We start from the raw sequence: 2,500 nt of genomic DNA, 5'->3' as shown, positions 1-2,500 counted from the left end.
TAGTTTATTCGTTATATTATTCCCGATAAAAAAATAATATAACACTCTTTTAATTTATATCATTAACTATTCTATTACTAGAACAATTAATGCTCGTATTCTTTAAATCAATATGTCAATGAACGTTTTTCTTAATAACAATATAAAATTGATGAACATAAAAACTTTTTCACTACGTGAATCCTGTGTTTTATAAACTATCAATAAATATATCTAAAGAATTGTGGAGAATATCGGAGTCGAACCGATGACCTCCTGCGTGCAAGGCAGGCGCTCTAGCCAGCTGAGCTAATCCCCCATTATTTGAAATTCAGAATGTCGAATTTAGAATTACGAATAATGTGACTTAAACTCTATCTTCTAGAATTTCCTTTTCAATAATATAATTATGAACGTATTTTGAGTCTTGCGACTTGGTAGTCTCAGGCAGACTCGAACTGCCGACCTCTACATTATCAGTGTAGCGCTCTAACCAGCTGAGCTATGAGACTTCTTTATAGTAATGAGTAATTAGTAATCAGTACTTAGATAAAATCTAAAAAAACCTTTACTTAATACCTAATACTCCGTACTCAATACCTAAAAAATAATTAATTAACAGCTTAAGACTAAAAATACTCCGAAATAACAATTCCTGTGTATCGTCTTTCTCTAGAAAGGAGGTGTTCCAGCCGCACCTTCCGGTACGGCTACCTTGTTACGACTTAGCCCCAGTTACCAGTTTTACCCTAGGCCGCTCCTTACGGTGACGGACTTCAGGTACCCCCAGCTTCCATGGCTTGACGGGCGGTGTGTACAAGGCCCGGGAACGTATTCACCGGATCATGGCTGATATCCGATTACTAGCGATTCCAGCTTCACGGAGTCGAGTTGCAGACTCCGATCCGAACTGTGATAGGTTTTATAGATTCGCTCCTTGTCACCAAGTGGCTGCTCTCTGTACCTACCATTGTAGCACGTGTGTGGCCCAGGACGTAAGGGCCGTGATGATTTGACGTCATCCCCACCTTCCTCGCGGTTTGCACCGGCAGTCTTGTTAGAGTTCCCGACTTGACTCGCTGGCAACTAACAACAGGGGTTGCGCTCGTTATAGGACTTAACCTGACACCTCACGGCACGAGCTGACGACAACCATGCAGCACCTTGTAAATTGTCCGAAGAAAAGTCTATCTCTAAACCTGTCAATCTACATTTAAGCCCTGGTAAGGTTCCTCGCGTATCATCGAATTAAACCACATGCTCCACCGCTTGTGCGGGCCCCCGTCAATTCCTTTGAGTTTCATTCTTGCGAACGTACTCCCCAGGTGGGTTACTTATCACTTTCGCTTAGCCACTCAGACCGAAGTCCGAACAGCTAGTAACCATCGTTTACGGCGTGGACTACCAGGGTATCTAATCCTGTTCGCTACCCACGCTTTCGTCCCTTAGCGTCAATACATTATTAGTGATCTGCCTTCGCAATCGGTATTCTAAGTAATATCTATGCATTTCACCGCTACACTACTTATTCTAACCACTTCATAATGATTCAAGACTTGCAGTATCAATGGCAATTTTCCGGTTGAGCCGAAAACTTTCACCACTGACTTACAAACCCGCCTACGGACCCTTTAAACCCAATGATTCCGGATAACGCTTGGATCCTCCGTATTACCGCGGCTGCTGGCACGGAGTTAGCCGATCCTTATTCGTAGAGTACCGTCAGCTATCTATACATAGATAGGTTTCTTCCTCTATAAAAGTAGTTTACAACCCATAGGGCAGTCTTCCTACACGCGGCATGGCTGGATCAGAGTTGCCTCCATTGTCCAATATTCCTCACTGCTGCCTCCCGTAGGAGTCTGGTCCGTGTCTCAGTACCAGTGTGGGGGATCCCCCTCTCAGGGCCCCTATCTATCGATGTCTTGGTAAGCCGTTACCTTACCAACTAACTAATAGAACGCATAGCCATCTTATAGCAATAAATCTTTAATCCATAGTGAATGCTCACTTAAGATACTATAAGGTATTAATCCAAATTTCTCTGGGCTATCCCTTACTATAAGGTAGGTTCTATACGCGTTACGCACCCGTGCGCCGGTCGTCATCTGTAGCAAGCTACAATGTTACCCCTCGACTTGCATGTGTTAAGCCTGCCGCTAGCGTTCATCCTGAGCCAGGATCAAACTCTTCATCGTGTATTCTTAAATATTATTTAACAATAACAACAGGAATTTTAAATCGTAATCTCAAAAATATTTCTAGTCTTAATTCTTATTGTAAAACAATTGTATAAATACAACTGTAATACGCGCTGTCAATCAATATATCAATGAACTCTTTTAACTAACCTAACACAATCTTCATTGCCGGTCGTTAATCGATAATTAAAAAGGAATCGAACCTCTTAAATGAAACTAATCACCTCACTCCAGTATAACTCTTTTTCTTATGAACTTCGCTTGTTTCTCAAAGCGGGTGCAAATATACAACCAGCTTTTAAAATAACAAAACTTTTTTT

Annotated in this window: 2 tRNA genes and 1 rRNA gene; all 3 read right to left on the bottom strand. The window is 41.6% G+C overall.

What is annotated here, in order from left to right:
• Nucleotides 1-224: 224 nt before the first annotated feature.
• Nucleotides 225-298: transfer RNA gene (locus Q0921_RS24745), tRNA-Ala, on the bottom strand.
• A gap of 116 nt (nucleotides 299-414) precedes the next feature.
• Nucleotides 415-491, bottom strand: a tRNA-Ile gene (locus Q0921_RS24740).
• A gap of 164 nt (nucleotides 492-655) precedes the next feature.
• Nucleotides 656-2,177, bottom strand: a 16S ribosomal RNA gene (locus tag Q0921_RS24735).
• Between the last annotated feature and the right edge of the window lie 323 nt (nucleotides 2,178-2,500).

This window comes from uncultured Aquimarina sp. (assembly GCF_947496855.1).
Classification (GTDB): Bacteria; Bacteroidota; Bacteroidia; order Flavobacteriales; family Flavobacteriaceae; genus Aquimarina.
This window is presented reverse-complemented; position numbering and strand designations above follow the sequence as displayed.